14 protein-coding genes and 1 riboswitch are annotated in these 12,240 nt (G+C 64.2%); of the genes, 1 reads left to right on the forward strand and 13 read right to left on the reverse strand.

Going from position 1 to position 12,240, the window contains the following annotated elements:
• Window positions 1–106: 106 nt before the first annotated feature.
• Window positions 107–1,465, reverse strand: a complete 1,359-nt coding sequence (gene miaB / locus DQW91_RS02685; protein ID WP_112661992.1) for a tRNA (N6-isopentenyl adenosine(37)-C2)-methylthiotransferase MiaB — start codon at window positions 1,463–1,465, stop codon at window positions 107–109.
• Window positions 1,466–1,545: 80 nt separating this feature from the next.
• Window positions 1,546–2,208 (reverse strand): hypothetical protein, encoded by a 663-nt coding sequence (locus DQW91_RS02690; protein ID WP_112661993.1) that lies wholly within the window; start codon window positions 2,206–2,208, stop codon window positions 1,546–1,548.
• A 156-nt stretch (window positions 2,209–2,364) separates the two neighbouring features.
• Window positions 2,365–2,516, forward strand: a riboswitch (FMN riboswitch).
• Between the two features lie 54 nt (window positions 2,517–2,570).
• Here DQW91_RS02690 and DQW91_RS02695 point away from each other — a divergent pair.
• Window positions 2,571–3,068 (forward strand): 6,7-dimethyl-8-ribityllumazine synthase, encoded by a 498-nt coding sequence (locus tag DQW91_RS02695; protein ID WP_112661994.1) that lies wholly within the window; start codon window positions 2,571–2,573, stop codon window positions 3,066–3,068.
• 39 nt (window positions 3,069–3,107) lie between these two features.
• On the opposite strand, the gene DQW91_RS02700 is transcribed toward DQW91_RS02695, so the two are convergent.
• The 11 genes from DQW91_RS02700 to fabI all read right to left on the reverse strand — a co-directional run bounded on the left by DQW91_RS02700 (window position 3,108) and on the right by fabI (window position 12,214).
• A complete protein-coding gene (locus tag DQW91_RS02700) occupies window positions 3,108–3,881 on the reverse strand; it encodes a lysophospholipid acyltransferase family protein (RefSeq protein WP_245410870.1) in 774 nt (257 codons plus the stop codon).
• Window positions 3,878–4,285, reverse strand: a complete 408-nt coding sequence (locus tag DQW91_RS02705; RefSeq protein ID WP_425373364.1) for a Fur family transcriptional regulator — start codon at window positions 4,283–4,285, stop codon at window positions 3,878–3,880. Before DQW91_RS02705 ends, DQW91_RS02700 begins: the two co-directional genes overlap by 4 nt.
• 199 nt (window positions 4,286–4,484) lie before the next feature.
• Window positions 4,485–4,970, reverse strand: coding sequence for a GNAT family N-acetyltransferase (locus tag DQW91_RS02710; protein ID WP_112661995.1), 486 nt, complete (start codon window positions 4,968–4,970; stop codon window positions 4,485–4,487).
• Window positions 4,971–4,978: 8 nt separating this feature from the next.
• Window positions 4,979–5,662, reverse strand: a complete 684-nt coding sequence (tsaB, locus tag DQW91_RS02715) for a tRNA (adenosine(37)-N6)-threonylcarbamoyltransferase complex dimerization subunit type 1 TsaB (protein ID WP_112661996.1) — start codon at window positions 5,660–5,662, stop codon at window positions 4,979–4,981.
• A gap of 81 nt (window positions 5,663–5,743) precedes the next feature.
• Window positions 5,744–6,331 (reverse strand): malonic semialdehyde reductase, encoded by a 588-nt coding sequence (locus tag DQW91_RS02720; protein ID WP_112661997.1) that lies wholly within the window; start codon window positions 6,329–6,331, stop codon window positions 5,744–5,746.
• 66 nt (window positions 6,332–6,397) lie between these two features.
• Window positions 6,398–6,958 (reverse strand): NifU family protein, encoded by a 561-nt coding sequence (locus tag DQW91_RS02725; protein WP_112661998.1) that lies wholly within the window; start codon window positions 6,956–6,958, stop codon window positions 6,398–6,400.
• Between the two features lie 217 nt (window positions 6,959–7,175).
• A complete protein-coding gene (locus DQW91_RS02730; RefSeq protein ID WP_112661999.1) occupies window positions 7,176–7,673 on the reverse strand; it encodes a universal stress protein in 498 nt (165 codons plus the stop codon).
• A 122-nt stretch (window positions 7,674–7,795) separates the two neighbouring features.
• Window positions 7,796–8,833: a tryptophan--tRNA ligase gene (gene trpS / locus DQW91_RS02735; protein WP_112662000.1), complete on the reverse strand. Its 1,038-nt coding sequence runs from the start codon at window positions 8,831–8,833 to the stop codon at window positions 7,796–7,798.
• A 65-nt stretch (window positions 8,834–8,898) separates the two neighbouring features.
• The gene (murJ, locus tag DQW91_RS02740) at window positions 8,899–10,419 is read right to left on the reverse strand and encodes a murein biosynthesis integral membrane protein MurJ (RefSeq protein ID WP_112662001.1); all 1,521 of its coding nucleotides are present in this window, start codon (window positions 10,417–10,419) and stop codon (window positions 8,899–8,901) included.
• 109 nt (window positions 10,420–10,528) lie between these two features.
• Entirely contained in the window at window positions 10,529–11,155 is a 627-nt protein-coding gene (locus DQW91_RS02745; protein ID WP_112662002.1) for a DsbA family protein, read from the reverse strand.
• A 249-nt stretch (window positions 11,156–11,404) separates the two neighbouring features.
• The gene (gene fabI / locus DQW91_RS02750) at window positions 11,405–12,214 is read right to left on the reverse strand and encodes an enoyl-ACP reductase FabI (RefSeq protein WP_112662433.1); all 810 of its coding nucleotides are present in this window, start codon (window positions 12,212–12,214) and stop codon (window positions 11,405–11,407) included.
• Window positions 12,215–12,240: the final 26 nt, after the last annotated feature.

Consider the following 12,240-nt stretch of genomic DNA (forward strand, 5'->3'; position numbering starts at 1 on the left):
GTGAAGTGGGTACCGGTTCACCGCCAGATCATGCGACAAAACCATCTCAGAGCATGATCCGGTGAAGTGGGTACCGGTTCACCGCCAGATCATGCAGCCACTCGATTCAAGCGGCCTCACGGCCGCCATGCCCGATCAACTCCCCGAACAGACTGTTCGAGCTCTTCCCGGTGATTCGGACCGTCACCACCTCGCCGATCTTCACGGCCTCGCTTTCGATCTGCACGGGTTGCAGATAGGGCGACTTGCCGTTGATCTGGCCCGGGTGGCGTCCCGGCTTCTCCAGAAGAACGTCCAGAGTCTGACCGACGGTTCCCAGATTGAAAGCCTGTCGTTGGGTTTCCAACAGGTTTTGCAAGCGGGCGAGGCGTTCGACCTTCACGGGCTCGGGAACCTGCACGTCATGCTCCGCCGCCGGCGTGCCGGGGCGCGGGCTGTATTTGAAGGAGAACGTGCTGGCAAAGCCGATATCGGCCACGAGCCGCATGGTGTCCTCGAAATCCTGATCCGTCTCGCCGGGGAAGCCGACGATGAAATCGGAGGACAGTGCGATATCGGGCCGCGCCTGCCGAATGCGCTCGATCAGGCGGCGATATTCGTCGCCGGTGTGCTTGCGGTTCATCAGGTCGAGAATGCGGTCGGACCCGGACTGCACCGGCAGGTGAAGATACGGCATCAGCGCGGGCAGGTCGCGATGGGCGGCAATCAGCTCCTCGTCCATGTCGCGCGGATGGCTCGTGGTGTAGCGCAGTCGCACGATGCCGGGAATTTCGGCAAGGCGATGCAGGAGACGCCCGAGGGACCACACTGACCCGTCCGCCGCTTCGCCGTGAAAGGCATTCACGTTCTGGCCGATCACGGTGAGCTCGCGCACGCCCGCATCGGCAAGACGCATCGCCTCATCGAGAATCTTCGCCACCGGGCGCGAGACTTCCGCGCCGCGCGTGTAGGGCACGACGCAGAAGGTGCAGAACTTGTCGCAGCCTTCCTGAATGGTGAGGAAGGCCGACACGCCCCGGCTCAGGGTCTTGGCCTTGGTCGGCGCGGGCAGGTGGTCGAACTTGTCCTCGATGGGGAACTCGGTGTCGACGATGCGCTCGGCGCGCGGGCGCTTCAAAAGATCCGGCAGGCGGTGGTAGTTCTGCGGGCCGACGACCACGTCCACGGCGGATTGGCGGCGCAGGATCTCCTTGCCCTCGGCCTGCGCAACGCAGCCCGCGACCACGATTTTCGTCTCGTGCCCTTGCGCCTCGCGCTCTTCCTTGAGCTCGCGCACGCGCCCAAGCTCGGAATAGACCTTCTCGGCGGCCTTCTCGCGGATGTGGCAGGTGTTGAGGATGACGAGATCCGCCTCCTCCATCGCCTTCGTCTCGGCATAGCCTTCGCCCGCCAGCATGTCCGCCATGCGCTCGGCGTCATAGACGTTCATCTGGCAGCCATAGGATTTGACGAAGACTTTTTTCACGCGTCGGCCTGTCTGGAATTTTGGAATGAGAACGTCTTTTAAGCGGTTTGTGGCGCCAAGAGAATAGGAGCCTTTTGGGGTCAGTTGGGTCGGTTCAGCTTCCAGCCCTGGTCCGTTCGAACGGCATCGGCGTCCTGCTCCAGCTCGGGGTCCGATACCGACACAATCCTCACCTTCAGCCTGATCCGGTCGTTGCTCTCCCACCCCGCGAATTCCCAATACTCCAAGGATCGCCCTCTCGGTGCGAGATAGCGGAACACTTCTCTTGAGGCATCGGGAGCGTATGACCAGATTGTCACGTCGTAAGGCTCCAACGACTCGCCATGAGCGTAGTCGGGGCCCGCGGAAACGAACCATCTGCCATCGGGCGAGAACTCGGGCAGGGTTTCCAGAAGCAAGGCCTGTCCCGTTTTCGTACTGACAATGATCCCGCCACTGCCCTCATAGAGACGATATCCCACAACGTAGGCTTGGAGCGCAGGGATGTGGGCGCGCAGATCGTAGATCACGCATTCGCCGGCATCATCGCCCAGGCAGGCCTTCTCGTTCCCGACCAAAGTTTTGGTTTCGCCGTTCTCAAGCTTCAAATGCAGGCGATCACCTTCTCGATGAGCCGTTCCCACGAGAGCCTTGAGGCAATCCGCTTCGGCCTCGCAACGAACCGAATCCTTTGTCCAGGATTCGGGTGCGGCAACGGCCGAACCGCTCAGCAACAGCATGATCGCCATCACATAACGCAACATTGTCAGCCTCCCCTTCGGACGTTTTAAGACTTTTGCGAAGGCAAGAATAGCGTGTCGGCGGTTAGAGCGGCGTGTCGGTGTCGATCGTACCGATAAACCCTTATTGCCAAAGCCCTCGCCGCGACCTTAACTGCACACGCTCACCCGCCGGGTGAGTGATGATCTCAGGGCGGGGTGAAAGTCCCCACCGGCGGTGATGGGGCCTTAAGCCCTTAAGCCCGCGAGCGCTTTTCGTTTTCGCGAGAAGGTCAGCAGATTCGGTGCGATTCCGAAGCCGACGGTGATAGTCCGGATGAAAGAGATCGGTCGTAGCGAAGCCGCGCTTCTCAGCGCGCCGTCGCCGCTTCCGTTTGCCCTGATTCATGGTCTGGCAAAAAAGGAAAGCCAACGTGAATCAGTTCACATCCCAACAGAAGAAAATCGCCTTCATTCAATCCTGCTGGCACAAGGACATTGTGGACCATTGCCGCGATTCTTTCATTGCGGCGATGAACGAGCGCGGCGTCGAACGCCGGTCCATCGATCTCTATGAGGTTCCCGGCGCATTCGAAATTCCGCTTCTCGCGAAAAGGCTCGCGAAGAGCGGCCTCTACGGCGCCATCGTCGCCTCGGGCCTTGTCGTCAATGGCGGCATCTATCGACACGAATTCGTCGCGCAGGCGGTGATCTCCGGCCTCATGCAGGTTCAACTCGAAACGGAGGTTCCGGTGCTGTCGGCGGTTTTGACGCCACAGCAGTTTCACGAGCACGCCGTGCATCACGATTTCTTCGCCGGTCATTTCGAAGTGAAGGGCCGCGAAGCCGCGGCGGCGTGCCTTGCGATAACACACGCTCCTTACGCATTGCCTTTGGCGCATTGAACCGGTGGGGGACCGTTACAACGGCGGTCCCCGCCCCCTTCACCCCTCGCGATGAATCGCGCGACGCACGGCGGTCTCGGCGGCGGCGGTCGCTTCCTTGCGGTGGCCGTCGATGGGCACGGACGGGCCCCAGGTCACGACCACGTCGAGGGGGCCGCCGGTCAGCGCCTCCTTCAGGTGCGGCGCAAGCTCCATGTCGCCGTACCAGGCGATGAAGGGACGGTCCCGCCGCGTCACGGGCAGGCCGTTGCGGCGGGTATAGGCGATGGCAAGCGGCTGCAAGTTGAGGGTTTCGATGGTCGGATCGCTTACCGCCGCCTGCGCCGCGCCGACGATGGAGGATCGGAACGGCAGAAGATGCGTGCCGTCTCCGGTGGTGCCCTCGGGAAATAGAACGATCACGTCGCCTTTGGCGAGGCGCTGCGCCACCGCGCCGTTGACTTCCGCCGTCGCCTTGCGGCGCTGCCGGTCGAGGAACACCGAGCGCTGGAGCTTCGCAAAAAGGCCGACCACAGGCCAGGTCGCCACTTCGGACTTGGCGATGAAGGAGAGCGGGCGCAGCGAGCCGACCACCGGAATGTCGAGCCAGGAGACGTGGTTGGAAAGAACCAGCGTCGCCTTGTTCTTGTCGGGCGGCGTGCCGCGCTCGATCACGCGGATGCCGAAAAGCGCCAGCAGCACACGATGAAACATCATCGGCACATGATGCAGGATCCGCCAGTTCAGGCGCAAAGACAGCATCTGCAGCGGAATGGCGACGGCGGCAAACAGCGCGAGAAGGAAAAGCCGCGCCGCGAAAAGAAAAACGGTCACGCCTCGTCCTCGTCGATGGGAACGGCATAAAGCTCGAGGCGGTGATAGACCACTTTGTAGCCGAGTTTCTTCGCGATCTCTGTCTGCAAGGCTTCGATCTCGTCCGACTGAAATTCGATTACGTCGCCGGTTTCGAGATTGATGAGGTGGTCATGGTGCTCCCGCGCGGCCTGCTCGTAGCGCGAGCGCCCGTCGCGGAAATCGAGCCGCTCGATGATGCCTTGCGTTTCGAGAAGCTTCACCGTCCGGTAGACGGTGGAGAGCGAGATGCGGTCGTCCACCACCACCGCGCGGCGATGCAGCTCCACCACGTCCGGGTGGTCGTCCGCCGCGTCGAGAATGCGCGCGATCACGCGGCGTTGGCCGGTCATGCGCAGGCCCTTCTCGCGGCAGGCGCGCTCGATGGCGTCGGAACGCTTGTGTGTTTGTGCTCTGGACCGTGTTGCCAAGGTCGCCTCCTTGACCTGCTTATAGAGTATTTTCAAGAAAAGTGGACACCACTTTTCGTGAAGAAAATGCGTTCAATCAAAGAGTTAGAGCTAAATTCCGATTCAGAATGATCGAATTTTGCTCTAGATCATGATCCGGTTTCGTCGAATCAGGTTACAGGGAAAGGCTCATGGTCAGTGCCGTCGCGCGGCTGCCGTCGGCCTTCAGGTAATAGCCCTCGCGCCGCCCGATTTCCCGGAAACCGAGCCGCCTGTAGAGGGCAAGGGCCGCAACGTTGCCGTCCTCGACCTCAAGATGGACATGGCGCACGCCGCGCCGTTCCAGATCCTCGAAATGGCGGGCGAGAAGCGGGCGGGCATGGCCCTTGCCGCGGGCCTCCGGGCCCATCGCCACGGTGAGGATTTCCGCCTCGTCGAGGACGACCCGCGACAGCACGAAACCGGAAGGAGCATGGGCCGAACCGAGGAAAAGCCCCTCGGCGGCGATGGACCGCTCGCCCAAAAGCCGCTCGAACTCAGGCACGTCCCAGGCCCTTGCGAAAGCGCTGGCGTGGATCGCGGCAAGGCGCGGAGCCTGGTCCGTTCCCAGTGTCGCGAAGCGGATGGAGGGGCGTGCGCGGAAGCGGTCGAGAAAGCTCATCGCGGCAATCAGCGCCTCGCGATTCGCGCCCCGTCCTGCGGCTTGGCATCGGGACCGCGCAGGTAAAGCGGCTTCGGCAGGGCCTGAGCAGGGTCGGCGATGGCCCCGAGGCGGGCGACCCAGGTGATTTCCGGCGCGAGCGGGGTTTCCGTGATGGTGGCGTCGATGCCCTGCGCCCAGGCTTCGGCGGCGAGGATCGGCGCGGCGGAGCCGGTCAGGAGAAGCGGGCCGGAGCCGAGGAGGCGCAGCGCATCGCGCAGGCCCATCAGGCTCGGGGGAATGATGGTCAGCCCGCCCTTGGCGATGGCCTGGACATAGATGTGGCCGTGCTTGGCATCGATGGCGGCGGTGAAGAGGCCGCGCCCCTCGCCCGCGAGCATCGGCGCGAGATAGGCGGAGAGCGTCGCGACTCCGACGACGGGAATGCTCGCCGCGAGCCCGATGGCGCGGGCGGCGGAAATGCCGACGCGCAGGCCCGTATAGCTGCCGGGGCCGATGGTCACGGCGACGCGGTCGAGACTCTTGAAGCTGCCTTCCACATGGGAGATCAGCCGGTCGATCAGCGGCAGCAAGGCTTCCGCATGGCCCCGATCCATCGCAATCGTCTCGCGGGCGAGCGGCTCGGCCTTGTCGGTATCCAGAACGCAAGCCGAGCAGGCGCCAAGCGCCGTATCGATGGCAAGAACGCGCAACGTCAGATCTCCGTATGGTCGAGCGCCCTCTTTAGAGCATGATGCGCAGTGGTGGGAACCGCTTTTCGGTAAAAGATGCCGTCAAACGATCCAGCAAAAGTCCTCGAAGGCGAGACGCGGCCCGCGCGGGCGAAGATGCGAACGGTCGCCGTAGCCCAGATTGATAAGGAAATTGGCCCTCACCGTGCCGTCGGGAAAGAATGCTTCCGTCACGCCATCGGCGTCAAAGCCGGACATCGGCCCACAATCGAGCCCAAAGGCGCGGGCGGCGAGGATCAGGTAGGCGCCCTGAAGGGAGGAATTGCGTAAGGCTTCCTCCTTCACCCGTTCCGCCGGAGCGCTGCGCCAGGAATCGACATCGGCCCAGGGGGCGAGGAGCGGAAACTTTTCGTAGAATTCGAGATCGTAGCCGACGATCACGGTTGCCGGCGCGCTCATGGTCTGGCGCACGTTGCCCTCGTCGAGATGCGGCTTCAGGCGCTCCTTCGCCTCCGGCGTCACGACGAAGACGAACCGCGCGGGGCAGCAATTGCCGCTCGTGGGGCCAAGCTTTGCCATGTCCGCGACAGCGCGTAGGAGATCTTCCCCCACGAGCTCGTCCTGCCAATGGCGAAGCGTGCGGGCGTTGAAGAAAAGCTGGTTGAGCGCGGCGTCGTCGAGCTGGTTCAATGATGCCCCCAAAAGAAAACGCGGCCTCAAAGGGCCGCGCTTGATTCTAGAGCTGGGAAGCCAAGCTTAAACCGCCTGCACCTCGCGCACGTCCGGCAGGAAATGACGCAGGAGGTTCTGGATGCCGTGCCGCAACGTGGCGGTGGAGGACGGACAGCCGGAGCACGCGCCCTTCATCACGAGATAGACCACGCCGTCCTTGAAGCCGCGGAAGGTGATGTCCCCGCCATCCCCCGCGACGGCGGGGCGGATGCGGGTTTCGAGCAGCTCCTTGATGGTCTCGACGGTCGCGGCGTCCGCATCGTCGAAAAACTCCTCGCCGTCCTCGGCGGAAGGTCCCGTGCCGGTGGCGAGCACCGGCGCGCCGGTCATGAAGTGCTCCATGATGCCGCCGAGAATGGCCGGCTTCAGGTGCTGCCACTCGCCCTCGTTCTTGGTGACGGAAATGAAATCGTAGCCGAAGAACACGCTGCCGACGCCGGGCACGGCAAACAGCCGCTGCGCCAGCGGCGAACCGGTCGCGCCCGCCGCATCGCGGGCCTCGAACGTGCCTTCGGGCATCACCACGCGTCCGGGCAGAAACTTGAGGGTTGCGGGATTGGGAGTCGCTTCAGTCTGGATGAACATCGTCTTGTCCTCTGCGCCGGTTCAAGGCCGGCCGAGTGAATGGGATAGAATCGTTCTAACAGATTGTTCGCCGAATGTGGATCGGGGCGGTGCGGATTCCAAGGGAGTGCCCTGTCATCCCGGGGCTGCGCAGCAGAACCCGGGATCGCGTGCCGAACGATGCGTCCTTCTGTCTTGCGATCCCGGATCGCGTTCGGCGTCCGGGATGAGGGGATCGTTACCCCGCCAGCGCGTCGATCTCCTCGTCGCTCAAGGACCCCGGCACGACGACGATGGGCACGGGAAAGGTCGAGGCCACCCGGCTCGCGAGGCTCGAGACGAGGGGGCCGGGACCGTCCTTGCCGGTTCCGGCGGCCAGCACGAGGAAGGAGATGTCCTCATCCTCGTCGATCAGCTTGACGATGGTATCGGCGCTCTCGCCGATGCGGATCACCTGTTCCGGTTCGACCCCTGCCGCTGTGCGGGTCTCGCGGGCAGCCTCCTCGAGGCGCTTTTCGGCAGCTTTGCGGGCTTCCTCTATCATCGCCTCGCCGACGCCGAGCCATTCGAAATTGGCGGGCGGCTCGACGATGGAGAGCATGAGCATGCTCGCCCCCGTGCGGGCGGCGCGGCGCGAGGCGAAATGGATCGCCCGGGCGCATTCGGGTGTCTCGTCGACCACCACCAGGAATTTTGGCCGGTGCCCGGCCTCGTAGGATCGGCGCTTTCCGCTCACGGCACGCTCCCCATCATACTGTGATGCTGACGCGGGTGGGCGCGTTGCGCAAGCCGGGGAGTTCTAACGAAAAAGGGTCCGGATGTTTCCGGACCCTTTTGCTTAGATTCGACTGGTGGATTTTAAGCCCGTACGAAGCCGACGATGTCCTTCACCGCGTTGATGGTCGGCTCGGCGATGGCCCGGGCGCGGGCGGAGCCGTCGGCGAGGATGGCGTCGATATGGCCGGGGTCGGCCATCAGACGACGCATCTCGCCGGCGATCGGGGAGAGCTTCGTCACGGCGACGTCCACGAGCGCCGTCTTGAAGCCGGAGAACTGCGAACCGCCGTGGTCGCGCAACACGTCGTCCGGCGTCGTGCCGGTCAGCGCGGCGTAGATCGCCACGAGGTTTTCGGCCTCGGGGCGGGTCTTCAAGCCTTCGACCTCGCTCGGCAGGGGCTCGGGATCGGTCTTCGCCTTGCGCACCTTCTGGGCGATGGTGTCGGCGTCGTCTGTCAGGTTGATGCGCGAGTAATCGGAGGGGTCCGATTTCGACATCTTCTTCGAGCCGTCGCGCAGCGACATGACGCGGGTCGCCGGACCCTGGATCAGCGGCTCCGGCAGCGGGAAGAACGCCTCACCGAAGCCGTGCTCCGCGATGGAGGCGGCAAAGTCGTTGTTGAACTTCTGCGCCACGTCACGGGTGAGTTCGAGATGCTGCTTCTGGTCCTCGCCCACCGGCACATGCGTCGCGCGGTAGAGCAGGATGTCGGCGGCCATCAGGCTGGGATAGGCGTAGAGGCCGACGGAGGCGTTCTCCCGGTCCTTGCCCGCCTTTTCCTTGAACTGGGTCATGCGGTTCAGCCAGCCGAGGCGGGCGACGCAATTGACCACCCAGGCGAGTTCCGCGTGGCCGGAAACCTGGCTCTGGTTGAAGATGATGCTTTTCTTCGGGTCGAGGCCTGCGGCGATATAGGCGGAGGTGACCTCGCGGATGGCTTTCTTCAGCACCGGCGGCTCCTGCGGCACGGTGATCGCGTGCAGGTCGACGACGCAATAGATGCATTCATGGGTCTTCTGGAGCTCGATCCATCGGATCATCGCGCCGAGATAGTTGCCGAGATGCAGATTCCCGGTGGGTTGCATCCCCGAGAACACGAGCTCCTTGAACTGCGCCATGATGCCTTAAAACTCCAAAGCTTTACCGGGGCGCGTTATGACAGGGCGGCGCGCCGATGCAAGCCTCAAGATTTGCGCATCAGCTGTGCGATCTCATCCCGCGTGACCGCGCCGAGCATCAGGGCTGCCACCGCGTAGAGCACGAACCCTCCGACGCACAGGAGCGCGAGGGCAAAAAGTCCCGGTTCGGGAAGGGCTTTCATGGCGAGGAAAAGCCCGAGCGCCAGAACGAGGCTGGCGAGCGCGATCTTCACGATCCGAAGGCCTAAGGCCCGGTCGGGACGCCATAGGCCCACAATAGCGAGCAAAAAGGCAAGCATCGCCACATGTGTTGCGCACCCGACGGCGACGCCGAGCGCAATGCCGGAAATGCCAAACAGGCGGCCGAGCCCCCATGCCGCGACAAAGGTTGCGACGAGGCCGGCCAGCGTGGCGATGAGGGTGCCGCGCAGCGAGCCGCGCGCGAACAGCGTCTGCGAGAGCACCTTGCTCAGGGCCGCCAGCGGCAAGGCGGCGCTGAGGCCCACAAGGACGGCGGCGGTGCCGTCTGCATCCTGCGGGCTGAACGCGCCACGCTCGAACAGGACGCTGGCGATGGGGTGGGCGAGGATCGCGAGCGCCGTCGCCGCCGGTAGGGCGAGCAGCAGGGCAAGCTCCATTGCCTTGTTCTGCGCGGCGATGATGGCCTCGTGCTCTCCCGCGCGGTGGCGAAGGGCGAGTTCGGGCAAAAGCACGGACGCGCCAAGCGCGCCCATGAGCCCGAGCGGCAATTGCATCACGCGCTCGGCGTAATAGAGCCAGGACACGCCGGAGGGCCAGAACGAGGCCACTTGCGTCGCCGCGAGAATGAAGAGCTGCACCGCCCCGCTGGCGACCAGCGCCGGAAAGACGGCGAGCAGGATGCCGCGCAGGGCGGGCGTCCAGCGGGGTTTCCGGAAACGGATCGGGCGCGGCTCGCCCTTGGTGAGGGCAAGCGCGACGATGGCAAGCTGCACGAGCCCGGCGAGGGTCGCGGCGACAGCCAGCCAGGCGGCCTTGGTCCGCAAGGGCACATCGCCGATCAGCGGCAGGGCGATCAGCATTGCGATCAGCGCGCTGTTGACCACGAGCGGAGCCATCGTCGCGGCGGTAAAGCGGCGGTGCCAGTTGAGCAGGGCCGCGCCGATGGAGGCGAGCGTCACGCCGATCACGGAGGGAAAGCCGAGGCGGGTGTAAAGCGCTACGAGGCCGAGCGTGTCCTCGCTCGAAAGGCCGGGTGCGAGGAGAAACGAGACAAGGCCAGCTGCGAAAATGACGAGGCCCGTGAGTCCTGTCACCGCCAGCGCGAAAACGCTCATCACGTCGCCTGCGAAGGGCGCGGCTTCTTCCGGCTCCATGCGCCCGAGCGCGGGAATCAGGGCGGGGTTGAGCCCGCCCTCTCCGACGACGCGGCGCACAAGGTTGGGCAGGCGAAAGGCGGCGAGAAACGCATCCGCGACCGGTCCCGCGCCGAGCGCCTGCGCGAACAGCACATCGCGCGCGAAGCCCAGGATGCGCGAGGCACCGGCCCCGAGGCCGACGAGAAGAGAGGAACGGACGAGCGACATGGCGAGAGCCGCGTTTCGAGAAACGATCTTGCAGCTTTAGCGGCGATGGGAAGCTTTGTCTAAGTGCTGCGAGACAAGGGCGAGTCGATGCCGCCCTTGCGTTCCCGGATCATCCCCGCGCCTTCGCAATCGCCTCGCGCTTTTGCGCCAGCGTCATGCCGCCGACGTAGGAATCGGTGCCGACGAGGAACGATGGGGTGGCGATGAGGCCCAGCGAATTGCCGAGCTGGAAAGCCTGCTTCATCCATTGCGTGGTCTTCTTGGCGTCCGCCAGGTCCACGAGCTTTTGCGGATCCGCGCCAAGCTTCTCGGCCTCCGCGAGCGCCCGTTGCCCGTTGACGGCGCCGCGCAGGCCGAACAGGGCGAGATGCAGGTCGAGATACTTTTCCGGTCCCTGCAATTGCAGGAAGCCGAGCGCGATGCGGGTCGCTTCCACGGACGGCGCGCCGAGCACAGCGAAATTCACCAGCGCGTAAGAGACATCGGGCTCAGCCTTCAAAAGCGTGGGCAGGTCCTGCGCGGAGCGTTTGCACCAGGGGCAGTTGTAGTCGAAATACTCGACGACAATCACATCCCCATGCTCATGGCCGAGACGAACGAGGGACGGCAGCGCCAGCGTGTCCTCGACGAGTTCCACCGGCACGCGCTGTGGCTCGGGGGCCTTTTGCGCGAAAGCAGGGACCGTGAGTTGCGATGCGGCGCAACCAGCGACGAAAGCGCGGCGGGAGAGGATCATGGCGGGACTCAAGATGGATCGGCGGATGACAGACGATCCTTCGTGCCGGTCAAGCTCGACTATCGCAAGGCAAAACCCGCGATCTCACACGCTCGTGAAATCATGAGGCGATGGGTAACGGTGTCCTCGCCATCGATGCGCGTGAAGCCGAGAGGCTGTCTCGCAAGAGGGCCGCACGGCCTTCCAGGTCGGGGGTTGCGGGGCGAAGATCATGCATCGCGCAATCCCCCGGCCTTCAATGTCGACGTTTTAAGCTTCGTCGCCGTTCTTCAGCGCTTCCGGGCGCGGCATCGAGATGATGTTGTAGCCGGAATCCACGTAGTGGATCTCGCCCGTGACGCCGTTCGACAGATCGGAGAGGAGATAGAGCGCCGAACCGCCGACATCCTCGATGGTGATCGAGCGGCGAAGCGGAGCGTGCTCCTTCTGATAGTTGAACATCACGCGCGCATCCGAGATGCCCGCGCCCGCAAGCGTGCGCACCGGGCCTGCCGAGATGGCGTTGACGCGGATGCCCTGCGGGCCGAGATCGGCCGCTATGTAGCGCATGCTCGCCTCCAGCGCCGCCTTCGCCACGCCCATCACGTTGTAGTTCGGCATCACGCGCACTGAGCCGCCATAGGTGAGGGTGAGGAGCGAGCCGCCATTCTTCATGCGCTGGGCCGCGCGCTGCGCGACTTCCGTGAACGAGAAGCAGGAGATCACCATCGTGCGCGAGAAGTTCTCGCGGGTGGTGACGTCCACATAGGAGCCCTTGAGCTGCGACTTGTCGGAGAAGCCGATGGCGTGCACCACGAAGTCGATGGAGTCCCAGTGCTTGTCGAGTGTCTCGAAGGCCGCGTCGACGGAGGCGATGTCCTCCACGTCGCAGGGCAGGACGAGGTTCGAGCCGAGCGATTCCGCCAGCGGCGCCACGCGCTTGCCGAGCGCCTCGCCCTGGTAGGTGAAGGCCAGTTCCGCGCCGTGCCCGGCGAGCACCTTCGCGATCCCCCAGGCGATGGAGTGATCGTTCGCGACGCCCATGATGAGGCCGCGTTTTCCTTGCATGAGACCTTCCACTTGGATCCCCCTATGCACCGGCTCGC

The organism is Microvirga flavescens (genome assembly GCF_003290125.1).
Lineage (GTDB): Bacteria > Pseudomonadota > Alphaproteobacteria > Rhizobiales > Beijerinckiaceae > Microvirga > Microvirga flavescens.